This is a genomic window from Pseudomonas sp. NDM, from assembly GCF_003105095.1.
Lineage (GTDB): Bacteria > Pseudomonadota > Gammaproteobacteria > Pseudomonadales > Pseudomonadaceae > Aquipseudomonas > Aquipseudomonas moraviensis_A.
This window is the reverse complement of the sequence record NZ_QETJ01000003.1, coordinates 18451-34952: the sequence shown is the minus strand read 5'-3', so window position 1 is coordinate 34952 and position 16502 is coordinate 18451. Positions and strand designations below refer to the sequence as shown.

General features: G+C 56.9%; 21 protein-coding genes and 1 tRNA gene. 9 read left to right on the top strand and 13 right to left on the bottom strand.

What is annotated here, in order from left to right:
• Window positions 1-168: 168 nt before the first annotated feature.
• Both DCO47_RS01205 and DCO47_RS01200 read left to right on the top strand, forming a co-directional pair.
• A complete protein-coding gene (locus tag DCO47_RS01205; protein WP_042609454.1) occupies window positions 169-471 on the top strand; it encodes a hypothetical protein in 303 nt (100 codons plus the stop codon).
• A 290-nt stretch (window positions 472-761) separates the two neighbouring features.
• Window positions 762-974 carry a cold-shock protein gene (locus tag DCO47_RS01200; protein WP_003179963.1) on the top strand — a complete coding sequence of 71 codons (213 nt, stop codon included), beginning with the start codon at window positions 762-764 and terminating at the stop codon, window positions 972-974.
• A gap of 65 nt (window positions 975-1039) precedes the next feature.
• Here DCO47_RS01200 and DCO47_RS01195 read toward each other — a convergent pair whose 3' ends face one another.
• Together DCO47_RS01195 and DCO47_RS01190 are read right to left on the bottom strand one after the other, a co-directional pair.
• The gene (locus tag DCO47_RS01195) at window positions 1040-1357 is read right to left on the bottom strand and encodes an I78 family peptidase inhibitor (protein ID WP_042609453.1); all 318 of its coding nucleotides are present in this window, start codon (window positions 1355-1357) and stop codon (window positions 1040-1042) included.
• Window positions 1358-1524: 167 nt separating this feature from the next.
• A complete protein-coding gene (locus DCO47_RS01190) occupies window positions 1525-1827 on the bottom strand; it encodes a hypothetical protein (protein ID WP_116657265.1) in 303 nt (100 codons plus the stop codon).
• 130 nt (window positions 1828-1957) lie between these two features.
• On the opposite strand from DCO47_RS01190, the gene DCO47_RS01185 reads away from it, so the two are divergent.
• Window positions 1958-2158, top strand: a complete 201-nt coding sequence (locus DCO47_RS01185; RefSeq protein ID WP_042609451.1) for a hypothetical protein — start codon at window positions 1958-1960, stop codon at window positions 2156-2158.
• 33 nt (window positions 2159-2191) lie between these two features.
• On the opposite strand, the gene DCO47_RS01180 is transcribed toward DCO47_RS01185, so the two are convergent.
• The 8 genes from DCO47_RS01180 to DCO47_RS01145 all read right to left on the bottom strand — a co-directional run bounded on the left by DCO47_RS01180 (window position 2192) and on the right by DCO47_RS01145 (window position 9800).
• A complete protein-coding gene (locus tag DCO47_RS01180; protein WP_116657264.1) occupies window positions 2192-3220 on the bottom strand; it encodes a nucleoside hydrolase in 1029 nt (342 codons plus the stop codon).
• Window positions 3221-3250: 30 nt separating this feature from the next.
• Entirely contained in the window at window positions 3251-3655 is a 405-nt protein-coding gene (gene rbsD / locus DCO47_RS01175; RefSeq protein WP_041478553.1) for a D-ribose pyranase, read from the bottom strand.
• A complete protein-coding gene (rbsK, locus tag DCO47_RS01170; protein WP_042609449.1) occupies window positions 3652-4569 on the bottom strand; it encodes a ribokinase in 918 nt (305 codons plus the stop codon). The genes rbsD and rbsK overlap by 4 nt, the downstream gene beginning before the upstream one ends.
• A gap of 24 nt (window positions 4570-4593) precedes the next feature.
• On the bottom strand, window positions 4594-5613 hold the full coding sequence (locus DCO47_RS01165) for a LacI family DNA-binding transcriptional regulator (protein ID WP_083353154.1): 1020 nt from the start codon (window positions 5611-5613) through the stop codon (window positions 4594-4596).
• 3 nt (window positions 5614-5616) lie between these two features.
• Window positions 5617-6594 (bottom strand): ABC transporter permease, encoded by a 978-nt coding sequence (locus DCO47_RS01160; RefSeq protein WP_065615025.1) that lies wholly within the window; start codon window positions 6592-6594, stop codon window positions 5617-5619.
• Entirely contained in the window at window positions 6591-8144 is a 1554-nt protein-coding gene (locus DCO47_RS01155; RefSeq protein WP_116657263.1) for a sugar ABC transporter ATP-binding protein, read from the bottom strand. Before DCO47_RS01155 ends, DCO47_RS01160 begins: the two co-directional genes overlap by 4 nt.
• A gap of 55 nt (window positions 8145-8199) precedes the next feature.
• On the bottom strand, window positions 8200-9156 hold the full coding sequence (locus tag DCO47_RS01150) for a sugar ABC transporter substrate-binding protein (RefSeq protein ID WP_064363934.1): 957 nt from the start codon (window positions 9154-9156) through the stop codon (window positions 8200-8202).
• A 197-nt stretch (window positions 9157-9353) separates the two neighbouring features.
• Complete coding sequence (locus tag DCO47_RS01145) at window positions 9354-9800, bottom strand: hypothetical protein (RefSeq protein ID WP_042609445.1); 447 nt, start codon at window positions 9798-9800, stop codon at window positions 9354-9356.
• 335 nt (window positions 9801-10135) lie between these two features.
• On the opposite strand from DCO47_RS01145, the gene DCO47_RS01140 reads away from it, so the two are divergent.
• The 3 genes from DCO47_RS01140 (at window position 10136) to DCO47_RS01130 (ending at window position 12386) form a co-directional block, all read left to right on the top strand.
• Window positions 10136-11224, top strand: a complete 1089-nt coding sequence (locus DCO47_RS01140; RefSeq protein ID WP_039762072.1) for an asparaginase — start codon at window positions 10136-10138, stop codon at window positions 11222-11224.
• A gap of 198 nt (window positions 11225-11422) precedes the next feature.
• Complete coding sequence (locus DCO47_RS01135) at window positions 11423-11692, top strand: DUF1654 domain-containing protein (RefSeq protein WP_016774035.1); 270 nt, start codon at window positions 11423-11425, stop codon at window positions 11690-11692.
• 4 nt (window positions 11693-11696) lie between these two features.
• A complete protein-coding gene (locus DCO47_RS01130; RefSeq protein ID WP_016774034.1) occupies window positions 11697-12386 on the top strand; it encodes an endonuclease in 690 nt (229 codons plus the stop codon).
• An 86-nt stretch (window positions 12387-12472) separates the two neighbouring features.
• Here the strand turns inward: DCO47_RS01130 and DCO47_RS01125 are convergent, their stop codons facing one another.
• Window positions 12473-12838, bottom strand: a complete 366-nt coding sequence (locus DCO47_RS01125) for an SPOR domain-containing protein (RefSeq protein ID WP_116657262.1) — start codon at window positions 12836-12838, stop codon at window positions 12473-12475.
• Window positions 12839-13088: 250 nt separating this feature from the next.
• Here DCO47_RS01125 and csrA point away from each other — a divergent pair, with 250 nt between their 5' ends.
• Window positions 13089-13283, top strand: a complete 195-nt coding sequence (gene csrA, locus DCO47_RS01120) for a carbon storage regulator CsrA (protein WP_003179932.1) — start codon at window positions 13089-13091, stop codon at window positions 13281-13283.
• A gap of 219 nt (window positions 13284-13502) precedes the next feature.
• Here csrA and DCO47_RS01115 read toward each other — a convergent pair whose 3' ends face one another.
• Together DCO47_RS01115 and DCO47_RS26970 are read right to left on the bottom strand one after the other, a co-directional pair.
• Window positions 13503-13958: a DUF2214 family protein gene (locus tag DCO47_RS01115; RefSeq protein WP_116657261.1), complete on the bottom strand. Its 456-nt coding sequence runs from the start codon at window positions 13956-13958 to the stop codon at window positions 13503-13505.
• A 462-nt stretch (window positions 13959-14420) separates the two neighbouring features.
• Window positions 14421-14520, bottom strand: a tRNA-Val gene (locus tag DCO47_RS26970).
• A gap of 24 nt (window positions 14521-14544) precedes the next feature.
• On the opposite strand from DCO47_RS26970, the gene DCO47_RS01110 reads away from it, so the two are divergent.
• Both DCO47_RS01110 and DCO47_RS01105 read left to right on the top strand, forming a co-directional pair.
• Window positions 14545-15501, top strand: a complete 957-nt coding sequence (locus DCO47_RS01110) for a site-specific integrase (RefSeq protein WP_116657260.1) — start codon at window positions 14545-14547, stop codon at window positions 15499-15501.
• 95 nt (window positions 15502-15596) lie between these two features.
• A complete protein-coding gene (locus DCO47_RS01105; protein ID WP_116657259.1) occupies window positions 15597-16493 on the top strand; it encodes a phage regulatory protein/antirepressor Ant in 897 nt (298 codons plus the stop codon).
• Window positions 16494-16502: the final 9 nt, after the last annotated feature.

The window sequence follows — 16502 nt, the reverse complement described above, 5'->3', positions numbered from 1 at the left end:
CATCCGAAGCCTGAGAACGCTTGAGCCCGGCATGCTAGCACAGATGAGCGGTCGCTCACGCCCTGATTTGGCAGAAGGCCAAATGTCCGTTTTTATGCCAGAGTGCTGAACTTGATCGGCCTTTGCGCCCTCAGATAACAAGACATTGACCCACAAGGAGCATCCTCGATGCGTCTGAAAAGCTTATTCGCCGCCGTCGCCCCCGTCGTTCTGCTGCTGCCACTGAGCGCCCATGCCGACTGGCCGAAGGGCGAGCGCGAGAAGTACATGGCCCAATGCACCCAGGCTGCCACCCCACAAATCGGTGCTGCTGCAGCGAAATCGCACTGCGCTTGCGGTGCTGACGCCATCAAGTCCTATCCGGCCAGCGATATTCAGGCATTGATGGACAACAAGGCGGCTCCGGAACTGCAGCAGAAAGCCCTTGGTCAGATCGCCAAATGCAAGGCAAATACCCCGGCGAAAAAATAACAAAACCGAGCATCCTGATCGCTTGAAAGGCCGAAAAAAGTGTTGGAAATGAGCCTTTTTGGACGATTTATGCAGGTTTTACAGGTTTTTTTATCGTCTTTACGTTTCGCTGCAAGCCTTTCAAACCGGGGCTTTCAGCAGAAACAGGCGGTAAAGAAAACACGACTGATTGGCAAACAGCACGTCCGGGGGGCTACCAAAGCGAACATTTCGACTATGATACCCGGGTGTGCCCAGTTGGCCTGAGCAGCACAGTACTACTGAAAATATATGTTTCTTGGAGATACACCATGTCTAATCGCCAAACCGGCACCGTTAAATGGTTCAACGATGAAAAAGGCTTCGGCTTCATCACTCCTCAAGGTGGCGGTGACGACCTGTTCGTACACTTCAAAGCTATCGAATCCGACGGTTTCAAAAGCCTGAAAGAAGGCCAGACCGTCTCTTTCGTGGCTGAGAAAGGCCAAAAGGGTATGCAAGCTGCACAGGTTCGCCCAGAGTAATTTCTCGGCGCACTAAAAAAACCCCGTCCAGGTGACGGGGTTTTTTATGCCTGACACAAAAGCGCTCAGCCGCAGTTGACGCGGGTAACCACCAGGCTGTTGTCAGTGTTCAGGTTCAGGCGGTCGGAGCGATATTCCAGCGTGATCATGTCGTTCGGCTTGAGGAAACGCGCATTTTGCGCTCCAGCCTTGGCACGCGCCTGATCCAGCAGCTCAGGGGATGCTTTCTTGCCAACGGCAAATTGTGCTGCCGATGCTTCGCAGCGGCTATTTCCAGATTCAGCCGCCACGGGCTCCTTTGCCGACTCGCTGGAGGTTGTGCTGCAACCGGCCAATAGAGCAGCGGCCATAAGTGCACCCAGTGTCGCGAACTTCAAAGGCATGAAGCCTCCTTGTTTTCAAATGTTTAAGCAGAGATCGTGCGACCGCCAGCTCGGCGTTTGGTTTCACGGCCAGAGCCATGCCCTGCCCCACGAGCGGAAAAATGCCGAGTGTGCCTGAGCTGCCCTGCCCGGCTCATCAAACAATCGTGACTGAATATTAACGACGCTTAATAAACGTCGATGTAGTCAAAGGGCGGATTCGGCCAGTTGTCCCTGAGCGCGTTGAAAATCTGCATGACCCAGACTTCATCGCTGGCCGCGACCTTGCCGACATAGCCCGAGCCCCTCGCCCAGGTTTCAAGACGAAACAGCAGACCGTCGATATCCTGCCCGCCAGTCACGCTGGACAAATAGGCGATGCCGCCCTTGGTCACGCGCAATTGAGTATGTTCGTCGTCGCTGCCCGAGGCGAGCAATTGGCGCACAGCGTCGAGCGTGAGGCCGTCAGGGGTATTCAGATCGATCTGCACAACAGGGTCCTTGGTAGGCCGTAAAAGACCAAGTGTCGCATAGCACTCCGCTCATGCCTAAGTCGCAGTGCCAAACGCCGCGCAAAATGGTTAACTCGAAAAACAGACACCCTGACCTTCGAGCCTTCTCATGACCAGCCTCAGCATCGACGCCGACATCAAAGCCAAATGGGCAGACGGACACAGCTCTTACAGTCCTGGTACGACGGAAGAGCTGGCGCTGATCGGCATCGACCTGTTGGTCAAGGAGCTGGGAATCGAGGCGGCGCAGCAATTCATCAATCAGGTATTCGAACGATACCCCACCGTATCGGCCGAACACGCCCAGTGAAACCCGCAGGCAGGGGCCTGCGGGTCAGCGGACTTATTTGAGGCGCTTCAGGCGCTCGGTCAGCAGATCAAAGAATCCCTGGGCGTCGCCATTTTCGACCCAGAACGCATTCTTCGGTGCTTTCAGACCGTCGTACCAGTCGACAATGGTCTGGCCGAATGTCGGACCTTCCCGACTATCCACCACGACATTGACCGTCCGACCGGTAAACAGCTCAGGCTTGAGCAGGTACGCCACAACAGTCGCGTCATGCACCGGGCCGCCGGGAATGCCGTAGTGCTCCATATCGCCCTTGATGTATTCGTTGAGAATGTCGCCGACGATCTTGCTCGCATTGTTGTTCAGCGCGGCAATCTGCTTCAGGCGTGCATCACTGGTGAGGATCTTGTGCGTCACGTCCAGCGGCAGATACGTCAGCTTCACCCCGCTCTTGAGCACCACCTCGGCAGCCTGTGGATCAGCGAACAGGTTGAATTCGGCGACGGGGGTGATGTTGCCACCGTTGAAATGCGCACCGCCCATGATCACCACTTCCTTGATGCCCTGAACGATCTCGGGCTCCTGGATCAGCGCCAGCGCCAGATTGGTCTGCGGACCGAGCATGGCGATGGTGATGCTGTGTGGCTTGGCCGATTTAAGGGTGTCGATCAGATAATTGACCGCATTGCCTTTCGCCAGGCCTTTTTTCGGTTCGTGAACCGTAACGCCCGACAAGCCTTCCTTGCCATGAATGTTCTCGGCGTAGATCGGCGTGCGCATCAGCGGTTTCGGCGCGCCGGCGTAAACCGGTACGTCTTCGCGCCCTGCCCATTCGCGAGCCAATCGCGCGTTACGCGAAGTCTTGTCCAGGCGCACATTCCCGGCCACCGTCGTCAGCGCGCGAATATTCAGTTCATCCGGCGACGCCAGAGCGAACAGCAAGGCGACCACGTCGTCAGCGCCAGGATCGGTGTCGATGATCAGGTCGATTTTTTCCGCCGCCTGAGCGCCGGTCGCAGTTAGCACGGACACAAGCAGCAGGCTCCGGATCAGTTGATGAAGTTTTTCAGCATAGCGTTGCATGGCGCATTCCTTGTGCAGGTGAATCGGAAATCAGAATGTAACCCCGGCGACCAGAACGATGTTGCAGTACGGCTGACATTCTCCTGTACGAATGATCGCCCTGGCCTGTCGGCTCAGCACCTTGAACTGTTCGTGGGTGAGCAGATCCCTACGGCCCAGGGCGCCCTCTTCGTTCAAGGCGTCCAGATCCGCCAGTGCCGTCGGTTGCTTGTCGAAGATCTCCTTGGCCAGCACGTGGCTTTCCACCTGCATTTCGCTGAGCACGACTTTCAGTGTGCTGACGAAATCAGGGATGCCATGGGTCAGCGCCAGATCGATCAATTCGACACCCGGCGGCACCGGCAAACCGGCGTCGCCAATCACGACCATGTCACCGTGGCCAAGAGATGCGATCAGTCGCGACAGCGCGACGTTGAGCAGAGGAGTCTTTTTCATGCGGGTCTGAACGCCTGTACTTCGGACATGGTTGGAATGGAGGGTTGCGCACCGGCACGGGTGACCGACAGTGCAGCAGCAATCTGGCCATAGCGAATCGCCTCCGCCTCAGACTTGCCATTGGCCAGCGCTGCAGCGAAACCACCGACAAAGGTGTCGCCCGCCGCCGTGGTGTCCACCGCCTTCACGGTCGGTGCGGGAAAATGTTCGAAGCCTTTGCCATCGGCGAACAACGAACCCTGCGCGCCTAACGTGACGATGACTTTGCCCGCGCCCATGGCAATCAATTGAGTGGCGGCCGTTTCTGCCGACTGCAGCGAGTCGACAGAGAGACCGCTCAATGCGGCTGCTTCGCTCTCATTGGGAATCAGATAGTCGATGGCGGCGAACCAGTCTGCCGGCAACGGGCGACTGGCCGGCGCCGGGTTGAGGATTACGGTTTTGCCCAGTTCACGCGCACGCTTGAGCGCATGTCCGACCGTCGCATCGGGAATCTCGAGCTGGCAGATCACCACATCGGCGGCCTGCAACACCGCATCAAAACGGTCGATCACTGCCGGGGTCATCGCGCCGTTGGCACCGGCGACAATCACGATGGCGTTCTGGCTGTTGTCATCGACCACAATCAGCGCTACGCCACTGGAATCCTCCACAACGCTGACAGCCTGGCAATCGATGTGCTCGGCCAGCAACGCATCGCGCAACCGCACACCATAGTCGTCATTTCCGACGCAACCGATCATCGCCACCTGCGCGCCCAGGCGCGCTGCGGCAACTGCCTGATTGGCGCCCTTGCCGCCGGAAACCGTGGCGAAGGTATGACCGATCAGCGTTTCACCGCCGCGAGGCAGCCGTGGCGCCCGGGTGACCAGGTCCATGTTCAGACTGCCTATTACCACTACATTTGCTGGCATACATCACTACTCATCAATTCGGTTTCAGCGATATTCGGTGAACACGCCGGACAGCGGCGCGGTCGATTCGCGCAGGACAATGCTGGGAGTCACGATGCGTTGCTCGGTACCTGAATCAGGCGCAGCAATTCTTCGCAAGAGCACTTCGGCAGCCATTTCGCCGAGTTGCAGGATCGACTGGCCGACCGTGGTCAGCGCCGGATAGACATAACGACTCATTTGAATGTCATCGAAGCCGATCACCGATAACTCGGCCGGCACCCGCACGTTACGTTCGGCCGCTGCACGCAGCACACCGATGCCAATCATGTCGTTACCGGCAAAAATCGCACTCGGCGGATTGCTTTCAAGCAGCCGTGCGGCGGCGTTGTAACCACCGGTGCTGGTGAAATCGCTTTCGAGCATGCGCTCTTCGCGCACCTCGATTCCCGCCTCTTGCAGCGCCCGGCAATAACCGGCCTGACGCATTTGCGCCACGCTGGTGCTCGCCGGGCCGCCGATGGTGGCGATGTCGCGATGCCCCAACTCAAGCAGGTGGCGCGTCGCCAGATAAGCGCCGTATTCGTGATCGATGCGCACCAGATCGGCATTCACACCCTCCAGGCCACGGTCGACGATCACCATCGGCGTCTTCACGCCCGCCAGCCCTTCTGCCAGACCGCTGTCACCGCCGGCGGAGGCAACGATCAAGCCGTCGATGCGCTTTTCCAGCAACACGCGCAAATAACTGCGCTGCTTTTCCGGGTTGTCGTCGGAGTTGCAGAGGATCACGCAGTAGCCATTACGCTCGCAATAATCCTCGATTCCCCGCGCCAATTCGGCGAAGTACGGGTTGAGGCTGTTGGGCACCAGCAGGCCGATGGTCGCCGTGGTTTTGGCTTTCAGCGAGCGCGCCACGGCACTGGGTACGTAGTCGAGGCTCTTGATCGCCGCCTCCACTTTGCGCCGCACTTCCTGACTCACCGGGCGGGTGTTGTTTACCACGTGCGACACGGTCGTGTAGGAAATGCCCGCGAGTGCCGCTACATCCTTGATCGTTGCCATGGTTCAGCCCCGGCGACTGGCGCGTTGACTGCGATAGGTGTCGAGCACCACGGCGATGACGATCACCGCACCGGTAATAATGCGCTTGGTCGGCTCCGTCGCACCAATCTGTGCGAGTCCGGCAGCGAGGACGGAAATGATCAACACGCCAAAGAAAGTGCTGATCACCGAACCGCGACCACCCATCAGGCTGGTGCCGCCGATGACCACGGCTGCGATCACTTGCAGCTCCAGGCCCGAACCTGCGTTCGGGTCAGCCGCTTCCAGACGCGAAATCTGAAACAGCGCAGCGATGCCCGCCAGCAAACCCATCAGGCTGAACACCAGAATCTTGTAGGGCTTGGGATTGATCCCGGCCAGACGCACCGCCTCTTCGTTGGTGCCGATGCCGATCAGGTAGCGACCGAAAACGGTGCGGGTCAAAACCGCCTGCGCGATGAAAATCACCAGCAAAGCGATGATGAACGAGGGGGAAATACCGAACGCGATCGGATTCGACAGCCAGGCAAACGCATCACCAATGTAAGCGGTACGCGAGCCGGTCATCTGATAGGCCACACCGCGGGCCATCTCCAGCACGCCGAGGGAGACGATGAACGACGGAATCCGCCAGGCCACGGTGATCGAGCCCGTGATGGTCCCGGCCAGAGCCGCTACCGCCATGCCGAGCAGGGCTGCCGGTAAAACGCTCCAGCCCCAACCGAGAATCGCAACGCTGACCGTAGATGCAGCCAGCGCCAGCACCGAGCCAACCGACAGGTCGATGCCGCCGATGATCAGCACGAAGGTCATGCCCACTGCCAGCACCATCAGGTCGGGAATCTGGTTGGCCAGGGTGCTGAACGTGTTGTACGAGAGGAAATGGCTGCTCAGGACCGAGAACAGCGCAATCATCGCCAGCAAGGCACCGGCCAGGCCCAGGTAAGTACCCAGGCCGAAAAAATTGCCACTACGTTTACTGGTAGAGGATGCAGTTTTCATGGGAGATCCCTAGGCGCTGCTTCGTTGAGCAACGCATCACGTTTTTGGTAGCCGGCGAATGCGGCGGCAAGCAAATCATCCTGGGTCCAGCTGTCGCGCTCGAAGGTGTCGATCAGGCGCCCCGCCGAGAGCACGCCGATCCGGTCGCAGATCAACATCAACTCGCGCAGGTCACTGGATACCACGACCAGCGCTTTGCCCTGACGGGTCAGTTCGCCGAGCAAACCGTAAATGTCGAACTTGGCGCCGACGTCGATACCGCGAGTCGGCTCGTCGAACAGCAGCACTGAGCAGTCGCGTTCCAGCCAGCGGCCGATCACGACCTTCTGCTGATTGCCGCCCGACAGTTCCGAGACCAATTGCGTCGGGCTCGAACTGCGGATGCGCATGGCCTCGATCTGACGCTGCGCCAGAGAGATTTCGTCGCCGTCATTGATGAACCCGCCACTGGATATTTCCGGCATGTTGCCCAAGGCAATGTTGGCGCTGATCGATTGACTGAGCAGCAGCCCTTCGCCCTTGCGATCCTCGGTGATCAGGGCAATGCCATTGCGCACGGCATCCACTGGCGAGCGAACACTCACAACTTTGGCCGGGGAGCCGAGCGCGATGGTTCCGCTGTCAGCCGTGTCGGCACCGAAGATCAGCCGCAGCAATTCCGTGCGCCCTGCCCCGATCAACCCGGAAATGCCGAAAATCTCCCCGGCACGCACTTCGAAGGAGACGTCGAGGACTTTGTCCGAACGCGTCAGGCCGGTGACCGTCAACGCCGGAGCACCGATCTTGCGCGGCCCCATGTCGATGTGTTCGCCCAGTTCGCGACCGACCATCAAGGTGACCAGTTGCTCGCTGTTGTAGTTGGCCATCGGCTCGACGCAGACCAGATTGCCGTCACGCAGCACAGCAATGCGCTGTGCAACGCGCGCCAGTTCTTCGAGGCGGTGGGAAATATAAATGATGGAAACGCCACGGGCCTGCAATCGGGTGATCTGCTCGAAGAGCATTTCGACTTCGCGCGCCGTGAGCATCGCGGTCGGCTCATCGAGGATCAGCACGTGGCAGTCGCCGATCAGGTTGCGCGCGATTTCGACCATCTGCTGGTGACCGATACCGAGTTCGCCGACCAGCGTGTCCGGATCGATCGCATCGAGGCCGACCTGCGCCATGGCTTCGATCGCCGCCTTGCGCAATTGCTTGCGGCTGATCCAGCCAGCGCTGCTCGGCAGATTATCCAGAAAGAGGTTTTCCGCAACCGACAGCGTCGGCAACAGATTGAGTTCTTGCATGACCATGCGCACGCCAAGCTCTTCAGCCTGGGTACGGCTGCCCGGACGGTAGTCCTTGCCCTGGAATTGCATCTGGCCAGTGGTGGGCGTGACCAGACCACCAATGATTTTCGACAGGGTACTTTTGCCGGCACCATTTTCGCCGGTCAGCGCCAGTACTTCACCGCGCATCAGCGTCAGATCGATGCCGGTGAGCACCGGTTGCGCATAGGTCTTGCCGATACCGCTGACCGAGAGGACAGCGTTCGGAGCGGAAACTGACATAGGAATCTCCACGCGCTCGCCCGGACGGACGAGCGCCGTTGTATCGCCAGATGACTTACTTGGTGACCAGCTCGACCGGTGTTTCGATCACGCCGTTGGCACCGCTGTCGACTTTTTCGCCCTTGATGATCTTCAGCGCGGTTTCGATGCCGAACACGGCTTGCTTGGCAGCAAACTGGTCAGCCGTAGCCAGCACGCGACCGTCCTTGAGCATTGGCTTGATCGCGTTGATGTTGTCGTAACCGACGACCTGAACCTGGCCCGCCTTGCCGGCGGCACGGACCGCGGAAACGGCGCCGACCGCCATGCTGTCGTTACCGGCCAGCAGCGCTTTGACGTCCGGGTATTCGCTGAGGATCGAAGCCGCAACCTTGTTGCCCTTGTCGATCTCCCAATCACCGGATTGCAGCGAGACCACTTTGATCTGCGCGGCTTCCATCGCGTCCTTGAAACCGGCCGTGCGCGCCTGCGCGTTGGTGGTGGTGGACACGCCTTCGATGATACCGACCTGGTCGCCCGCCTTCAGTTGTTTGGCCAGGTATTCGCCAACCAGACGCGCACCCTTGCGATTGTCCGGCCCTACGAACGGCACGGTGATGTTTTTGCTTTTTACCACGGCGGGATCGAGCTGATTGTCGATGTTGATTACGGTGATACCGGCGTCTACAGCCTTCTTGATCACCGGCACCATGGCTTTGGAGTCAGAAGGCGCGATCACCAGTGCGTTCACCTTGGCCAGGATCATTTGTTCGACGATGCGGGTCTGCCCGGCAGTGTCGGTTTCGTCCTTGATTCCGTTGGAGATCAGATCGAAATCGGCGGAGTGTTCTTTCTGATAGGCCTTGGCGCCGTCTTCCATGGTCAGGAAGAATTCATTGGCCAGGGATTTCATGACCAACGCGACCTTGGGTTTTTCCGCAGATTCGGCGAACGCCGAAGAGACAGGTAGTGCAGCGGCGGTAGTAGCCAGCATAGCGACAGCAAGAAGACGTGCGGCGAATGGCAGCTTCATGGGTTCACTCCGATCTTATGATTATTGTGAGCAACGTTTGCGCTGACGTAAGCTACGTCACGGCCGTGTACATCAGCCCTGTTGAAGCCGCGCAAACGTTTGCGTAGACCGAACTATGAGAATCCCGCCGACTTTTGTCAACAATCAGAAATCGTCATTTGTTGTAGGGCGAATCGCTGACTCGCCCCTACGACACATTACGCGGTGGTGTTGACCAGGCCACCACTGGCGCCCTTGGACATTTCCTTGACCAGTGCACCGGCGACTTCCGTCATTGCCGCGCTGGTCTGCGCGATCTGCCCCTGAATGGACATGATGGCCTGGGACTTGGCTTCGGGCGTTGGATAACTCGCAGCCTGCGCTGCGGCCAATTGCTGCTGCTGTTCCTGAAGCTGCTTCTGCAACTCCTGCATGCGCTTGAGCAACGTCTTGACGGTGACGCTCTGGTTGCCGCCGCTCTCGGTTTTGCTCTCTTGCTGTACAGGACCGCCACCGGTTCTGACCTGATTTGTTTCGGTCTTCTCGGTACCTAGCGCCTGCGCCGCTGCCTCATTGGTCGCGTCATTCAGGGTGTTGATCGTCGCTGCAGTTTTACCGCCGATGGTGACTGCAGCGGGATTGGCAAAACCGACCGTCAGTGACATGTGAACTCCTAAGATTTGGTTTCCTTGAGGACGCATCGGCCTGAGAGCACATTTCTTTAGCGGGTATTTGCTATTCAGCAGGCGTTAAGCGATTGCCTATCGGTGAGCCGAACACGAATCCGTCCGTCGTTCGGAATCCCGGATGGAACAGTCCGCAAGAACATTCCGTCTCTCGACAAATATTGATTTAAATCATCGGGTTAAACATTTTCCGCGGGCACATTACCCATGGTATGAATCCTGCTCCCTTCCCTGCACCTCGAGCATTCAGATCGGCTTGGGGCGCATCTAGATGAACCTGCATCAGCACCGTCTCACGACTAGAGAGAAAAATAATGAAATCTGCTTTCAATACCTTGGTTCCGGGCGCATTGGCCCTACTACTGCTCCTGCCCACTGCCCTTCAGGCAAAAGAAGTCGAAACCCAGACCAAACTGGCCAACGTCGTTGTCCTCGCTACGGGCGGCACGATCGCCGGCGCCGGTGCGAGCGCCGCAAACAGCGCCACCTATCAGGCAGCGAAAGTCGGTATCGAACAACTGATCGCCGGCATTCCCGAGTTGAGCAAACTGGCTAACGTGCGTGGCGAACAAGTCATGCAGATCGCATCGGAAAGCATCACCAACGACAACCTGCTGCAATTGGGCCGTCGCGTTTCCGAACTGGCGGACAGCAAGGACGTCGACGGCATCGTCATTACCCACGGCACCGACACCCTGGAAGAAACCGCGTACTTCCTGAACCTCGTCGAGAAGACCGACAAGCCAATCATCGTCGTCGGCTCGATGCGTCCGGGCACCGCGATGTCGGCAGACGGCATGCTCAACCTGTACAACGCTGTAGCCGTGGCGAGCAGCAAGGAAGCGCACGGCAAAGGCGTGCTGGTCACCATGAACGACGAGATCCAGTCCGGTCGCGACGTCAGCAAGATGATCAACATCAAGACCGAAGCATTCAAAAGTGCCTGGGGCCCGCTGGGCATGGTCGTCGAAGGAAAATCCTACTGGTTCCGCCTGCCGGCCAAGCGTCACACCATGGATTCGGAATTCGATATCAAGAACATCAAGAGCCTGCCTGACGTCGAAATCGCCTACTCCTACGGCAACGTCAGCGATACCGCCTACAAGGCACTCGCCCAATCCGGTGCCAAAGCGATCATCCACGCCGGCACGGGCAACGGTTCGGTATCCTCTCGCGTGGTCCCTTCCCTGCAAGCCTTGCGCAAGGATGGCGTGCAGATCATTCGTTCGTCCCATGTCAATGCCGGCGGTTTTGTCCTGCGAAACGCCGAACAGCCTGACGACAAATATGACTGGGTTGTCGCTCACGACCTGAACCCGCAAAAAGCCCGCATCCTGGCTATGGTCGCACTGACCAAGACCAACGACAGCAAAGAACTGCAGCGGATGTTCTGGGAATATTGACTGACCTTCGCCTGATCAGCTCTCGATCAGGCAATTGCTCACCACCTGCCGGACTTGGCGGGTGGTGGCTCCCTTACACGCTTCAAGCATTCTTCCCACAAAAAACTCGACGAGCCTTACACCAAAATCGGAAACCTGCTGTCAGAGGATTTTCTTGAATTTTAAGCAGTTGCGAAATCGCTTACAGTTAAATACTGTATGCACGTACAGCTTAATAAGGATAACCTCGTGGCCACCTCTCCTGCTGCTCCTGACGCCTACGAACGCATGGGTATGCGCGTTCAGAAAATCATCAATTCCCCTACCGCACAAAAAGCCAAAGCCGCACTGATTTTCCGTTTGCCGGATGAGCCGATGGATGACTGGGAGCGCTTGCTCGAGGAAATAGACGAGAACGACAACGTTACCCTCGCCTATCGCGATGACGGTGGCGTGCAGATTTTTTGGGTTGTGCCGAAGGAAGATTGATTCAATGAGTGTCCGCTGTGTTGCTTTGCTGTTGTTATTTTTTGCCGTGGGCGCCCAGGCTGGCGCCCCACGCACCTTTTCGGAAGCCAAGAAAGCGGCGTGGAAACTATACGCACCGCAGTCCACGGAGTTTTACTGCGGCTGCAAGTACACCGGCAACAAGGTCGATCTGAAAGCTTGCGGTTACGTGCCGCGCAAGAACGCCAAGCGTGCATCGAGAATCGAATGGGAGCACATCGTGCCGGCCTGGCAGATCGGTCACCAGCGACAATGCTGGCAGCAAGGCGGACGCAAGAATTGCACACGCTACGACCCGGTTTATCAAAAGGCCGAAGCTGATTTACACAATCTGGTGCCGAGCATTGGAGAGGTAAACGGTGACCGCAGCAACTTCAGCTATGGCTGGTTGCCGGTACAGTCCGGCCAGTACGGATCCTGCCTGACCCAGGTCGATTTCAAGGCGAAGAAGGTCATGCCCCGCCCTTCGATTCGCGGCATGATCGCCCGCACCTATTTTTATATGAGCAAACAATACGGACTGCGATTGTCGAAGCAGGATCGGCAGTTGTACGAGGCGTGGGACAAGACTTACCCGGTGCAGGACTGGGAGCGTCAGCGCAACCAGAGCGTGGCGTGCGTGATGGGGCGCGGCAATGAATTCGTCGGCTCGGTAAATCTGAAAGCCTGCGGCTGATCGTAGCGCGAACAAAAAAGGCCTCGAGCGTTATGCTCGAGGCTTTTTTCATGTCCGGCGTTTTACCTGGGTTGAAAGCGCTTCGCTTATGGCGTGAGCGGATGCTCAATCACCACCGATTCAATATTTTGTTTCTTGGCTTTTACCAACGCTGCATCCACCTGCACCTTGCGCGCCTCGGCCTCGGCCTGAGAGTTGAACGGACCGATCAGGATTCGTGTTTTACCGCTGCCATCCTTGACGACCGTCGGAACGAAAGCGTGCTCGATCAACCAGCCGCTCAGGTCACTGACGGCCTGAGGCGTTTCGCCACGCACTTCAAGATCCCACTGTGGCGCGGCAGCCGCCGGCGCAGTTGCAACCTTCCTCTCGGGCTTCGGCGCATCTACATTTTTGCCTTCACCGCAGCCTGCCAATGCCAGTGCCGCTACCAGCCAAACCAATTTGCGCACAACGCTGTCCTCAGAATTCGTAAAGCGGCGATCTTATCATTCATAAATACTTCGCGAGCCCCGCAAAATGGGCACAAAACAACGAGAATGATGATTGCAGCCTCTGTATAGTTACGCCCTGGGAATTAATGCCGCATCTGCGCGTCAGAAAGAGGCACCCAAACCGTGAGACTTCGCACTAATCTATAGATACCACCGACCTCTGCACTGTCTGAATCAGGTGCCCTACAAAGCAATCAAGGAGAAGACCATGCTGATACTCACCCGCAAAGTCGGTGAAAGCATAAACATTGGTGATGACATCACGATCACCATCCTCGGAGTCAGCGGCCAACAGGTTCGCATCGGCATCAACGCTCCGAAAAACGTGGCAGTGCACCGTGAAGAAATTTACCAACGCATCCAGGCTGGCCTGACCGCTCCGGACAAGCCGCAAACACCCTGAGCCACACTGCATCACGTAGCCAGTCCCTTTGCCGCCGCGCAAGACTGGCTAAAGATTCACGCGCCGTTTAGCCATCCGCATTTACCCCCGCTGGGCACGGCGCCTGAAGCATGCTGACTGTCTTGATTTGCCCCCTCTAACTCCCTTGCGCCGATATTACCTTTCACTCCTGGAGCTGGCTGTCGGACGTTTCCGATACAGAGCGGAGAATTTCGCCCTCTAAGCGAATATCACCCCACGAGCCATGCCTGTGGCCGCGACCATCATCAAAACCAGAAGCAGCGCTTCAACGTGACTGATTCGCGCGTACAACCTCGCCCGTCCGGTATCAAGCGCTGCACCGCGCGAGGATGCGATGCGCCATTTGATCAGGGTGATCATCGGTGCAAGCTCCATGAGAAGGATCAGCACAAACAGCGTCATCTTCAGATGAAACAGCGGCTGATGCAGGTAATAGTCAGAGCCCTTCTCGTAACCGCCAAACGCACGCATCCCGCCCGTGACCAGCAGTGTCAAAGCCGCAAGTCCCCACAGGTTATCCGTGAGCAGAACACGCTTGACGTGTTCATTACCCGCCGCGAACTGGCTGAACGCTCTGCCGCGCGTCAGCACCGCCCAGACAGCCAGGGCAAACGCGAATAGATGAACAGCCGCAAGAACCCACTGACTCAGCATCGACGCACTCCCTTACAAAGAGTTGAATATCGGCCAGTCAGTAGTAGACGAAAAAGCGGGGCCTCGCCTGGAGGTCAGGGAGGGATAGGAGCCAAATGCCAAATCGCAGGCAAAAAAAATCCCAAGCAGCTGATGGAAGCTTGGGATTTAAAAATGCATAAACCGTGGTGGTGAACGCGGGATGGATGTTACTTAAATTCACAATCACCAACAAGGTTTTTTCGATAGCCGGTTGCAGGAAAAAAGCTGTAAGCCTTTAAATATGCAGGCGTTTTCTACGACGGATCGGAAGCGGAGCGCACCAGAATGGCGCTTGATCGTTTTGCGGAAACACTAATGAGGCGGAATTGAACAAAGCGAGGCGAGATTACCAGAAGCAAGCGTTGCGCAAATCCCAGACAACAAAAAAGGGCCCACCTTTCGGTGAGCCCTTCCAGACCGCCCAGCAGAGCGGATTTTGTTTGGTAGGCGCGATTGGACTCGAACCAACGACCCCCACCATGTCAAGGTCTGCTAGGAGCAAGCTCCAAGCCCTGCTGCTCTTGGATTTCACAGAACGCCCATTCACATCAATGAGGCGTCACCAATGGCCAATTTCCGCTTACTTCCCTCTGGCAACTGGAATGTCCAGGTCCGGGTTAAGGGCAAGTCTCCCCAGTCGAAAACCTTCAGCAACAAGGCTGATGCAGAGTCGTGGGCAAAAAAGATCGAAGCTGTGACGGTGGATCGCAAGCACCACACCATCTATACGCTCGGGATGACTTACTGTGAAACCATGCTCAAGGGTAAAGGCAGCTACAACCACGCACTGAAGATCGTGGAGCACCTGGGCAGGCACTTCACTCAGCCGATTCACGAGATTACGCCGCAGATGATCAACGACTTCAAGATTATGCGGCTGAAGACGGTGAAGCCTTCCACTTGCAGGACGCAGCTCGCGTTCATGTCCCGCTTCTACCGGTTCGCCAAACGGGGCCTATTAATCGACATCCACAACCCTGTCAGTGATATTGCACTGCCAAAGCCTGACCGTTCTTCTGACAAAGTGATTCGAGCAAGCGAGCTTGAGCGGCTACTGGCGAAGCTGTCGCCCGTGATGAAACTTATAGTCGAACTGGCATATGAAACCGCCATGCGTCGATCAGAAATTCTGAGGCTAACAAAAGACTGCCTGCATTTGAAAGACCGCATTGTCGATGTGATTGATGGGAAAAGCGGAACACGATCAGTTCCTCTAACTCACCGAGCTGTGGAAATTCTTCAACTTGCCCAACTGTGGGCCACTGTGGGGCGCCACCCGAACGGCCAAGTGTTTTCGGTTACACCGCACGCCGTGACTCAAGCGGTACGCTTGGCACGCGTGAAGGCTGGCTTGGATAGTAGCGTTCGACTTCACCAACTCAGGCACACTAGGATCACAAACGTTGCCAAGAAGGGATTCAACAACGCTCAAATCATGATCGTCTCGGGCCACCGGGATACTCGATCCGTCGCTCGATACTCACATCTTAATGTCAGGGACGTTCTACACCTGATCGACTAACCCCCACGCCTTTTCCACAGCCAAGGCGCTATCGCTTTGGCTGTTTTCCGTACTATACCAACGGCAACGGCAGCACGCAGTTTTCCGAGTACAAGTTGACCATCCACGACTTCGAAAAGATCCGTCACCGATTGACTGACAAGGAGCTGAAGGGTGTACGTCGATACTTCGGCGTGAAACCAACCGCCGACGTAGCTGTAGAGCCGGAGGCAGTTTCGCCGGTTGAAGTGACGGAGCTGGTCGAGGTGACTGTTTTGCAGGCCGCTGGCCCAACAATGAGCAGTAACGAGATTGCTCAGTTGACCGGGAAGCGTCACGACAACGTAGCTCGTGATATCCGAGCAATGCTGGAAGGGTTGAATTTACCCGCCCTCAATTTTCAGGGGAGCTATAAAGATAAAAATAAACAGGATCGCACATGCTTCTACCTGAATCGTGACCTGACTGAAACCCTGATTCTCGGCTACAGCATCCCACTACGTCACGCTGTCGTTGTTCGTCTACGTGAATTGGAAGCCCAAGTAGCTAAACCAGTTGTACCGGCACTTCCAGACTTCTCCAATCCCGCTGAGGCTGCTCGTGCTTGGGCGTCAGAGTTTGAAGGTCGAACCTTGGCACTCGAAGTTCTGAGGGAGAAGGAAGCGAAGATCACCGAAGACGCTCCGAAGGTCGAGTTCTACAAGGATGTTGCTGTAGCTGAAGGTTCTCACACTGTAAAGCAAGTCGCGGACATGCTCGACACCGGTCGAAACGAGCTTTATCGCTTCCTACGGAAGCACAAGGTTCTCATAGAGCATGGCAAGGATCACAACTTGCCGTACCAGGTGCAGAAGACGGCAGGCCGCATTGTTGTTCTGGAAGAGCCATATAAGCACCCACACACCGGCAAGATCACGCTCGGTACTCGCACGATGGTGACTGGTAAAGGTTTGATCTTTATTCGGGAACTTATCGAAGAACATAATCGAGTAGAGCTAGACAGAGTGGAATAACACCCATGC

What these genes read in the sequence shown, in the direction of transcription:
- DCO47_RS01135 (WP_016774035.1), top strand. Translation starts at nt 11,423, where the DNA reads ATGCACGTACAGCTTAATAAGGATAACCTCGTGGCCACCTCTCCTGCT.
- csrA (WP_003179932.1), top strand. Translation starts at nt 13,089, where the DNA reads ATGCTGATACTCACCCGCAAAGTCGGTGAAAGCATAAACATTGGTGAT.
- rbsD (WP_041478553.1), bottom strand. Translation starts at nt 3,655, where the DNA reads ATGAAAAAGACTCCTCTGCTCAACGTCGCGCTGTCGCGACTGATCGCA.
- DCO47_RS01130 (WP_016774034.1), top strand. Translation starts at nt 11,697, where the DNA reads ATGAGTGTCCGCTGTGTTGCTTTGCTGTTGTTATTTTTTGCCGTGGGC.
- DCO47_RS01205 (WP_042609454.1), top strand. Translation starts at nt 169, where the DNA reads ATGCGTCTGAAAAGCTTATTCGCCGCCGTCGCCCCCGTCGTTCTGCTG.
- DCO47_RS01185 (WP_042609451.1), top strand. Translation starts at nt 1,958, where the DNA reads ATGACCAGCCTCAGCATCGACGCCGACATCAAAGCCAAATGGGCAGAC.
- rbsK (WP_042609449.1), bottom strand. Translation starts at nt 4,569, where the DNA reads ATGCCAGCAAATGTAGTGGTAATAGGCAGTCTGAACATGGACCTGGTC.
- DCO47_RS01195 (WP_042609453.1), bottom strand. Translation starts at nt 1,357, where the DNA reads ATGCCTTTGAAGTTCGCGACACTGGGTGCACTTATGGCCGCTGCTCTA.
- DCO47_RS01145 (WP_042609445.1), bottom strand. Translation starts at nt 9,800, where the DNA reads ATGTCACTGACGGTCGGTTTTGCCAATCCCGCTGCAGTCACCATCGGC.
- DCO47_RS01110 (WP_116657260.1), top strand. Translation starts at nt 14,545, where the DNA reads ATGGCCAATTTCCGCTTACTTCCCTCTGGCAACTGGAATGTCCAGGTC.
- DCO47_RS01155 (WP_116657263.1), bottom strand. Translation starts at nt 8,144, where the DNA reads ATGTCAGTTTCCGCTCCGAACGCTGTCCTCTCGGTCAGCGGTATCGGC.
- DCO47_RS01165 (WP_083353154.1), bottom strand. Translation starts at nt 5,613, where the DNA reads ATGGCAACGATCAAGGATGTAGCGGCACTCGCGGGCATTTCCTACACG.
- DCO47_RS01180 (WP_116657264.1), bottom strand. Translation starts at nt 3,220, where the DNA reads ATGCAACGCTATGCTGAAAAACTTCATCAACTGATCCGGAGCCTGCTG.
- DCO47_RS01150 (WP_064363934.1), bottom strand. Translation starts at nt 9,156, where the DNA reads ATGAAGCTGCCATTCGCCGCACGTCTTCTTGCTGTCGCTATGCTGGCT.
- DCO47_RS01140 (WP_039762072.1), top strand. Translation starts at nt 10,136, where the DNA reads ATGAAATCTGCTTTCAATACCTTGGTTCCGGGCGCATTGGCCCTACTA.
- DCO47_RS01115 (WP_116657261.1), bottom strand. Translation starts at nt 13,958, where the DNA reads ATGCTGAGTCAGTGGGTTCTTGCGGCTGTTCATCTATTCGCGTTTGCC.
- DCO47_RS01200 (WP_003179963.1), top strand. Translation starts at nt 762, where the DNA reads ATGTCTAATCGCCAAACCGGCACCGTTAAATGGTTCAACGATGAAAAA.
- DCO47_RS01160 (WP_065615025.1), bottom strand. Translation starts at nt 6,594, where the DNA reads ATGAAAACTGCATCCTCTACCAGTAAACGTAGTGGCAATTTTTTCGGC.